Here is a 424-nt window from a genome sequence, read left to right on the forward strand (position 1 = left end):
AGTAAACAATTCTACTACTTAGATGGGGGACAACCAGTAAGGAATCACATTTTCGGGTTGTATCAGGTTATACAAGGAAGCCACAAAGAAGTATTCATAGTAGAATCTGAAATAGATGCTTTATATCTGTGGTCAATCGGTGTACCAGCCATAGCACTTGGGGGAAGTAACTTCTCAGAAAAGCAAAAACAACTACTACTCTTATCAGGTATAGAGACAATCGTTATAGCTACAGATAATGATAAAGCGGGTTATAGGATTAAGATGCAGTTAATCAGGGAATTAGGCGGACATTTTAACCTGAAGCAGTTATATCTACCCTACTACGCAAAGGACGTAAACGATTTAGGGGCAGCTGAGTTACTAAACTACGTGGAACACGCTGAAGAATACGAATTGAAAATTTTGTAAACAAAAAGACACC

The 424-nt window shown here is 38.2% G+C and carries 1 protein-coding gene; it reads left to right on the plus strand.

Annotation, left to right across the window (positions count from 1 at the left end; all coding sequences use genetic code 11):
- Nucleotides 1-411, plus strand: a 411-nt coding sequence (locus tag R0J88_RS18840; protein ID WP_410900702.1) for a toprim domain-containing protein, incomplete at its 5' end; no start/stop codon positions are given.
- Nucleotides 412-424: the final 13 nt, after the last annotated feature.

The sequence above is a fragment of the Pseudoalteromonas sp. SIMBA_162 genome, from assembly GCF_046535955.1.
GTDB lineage: Bacteria > Pseudomonadota > Gammaproteobacteria > Enterobacterales > Alteromonadaceae > Pseudoalteromonas > Pseudoalteromonas marina.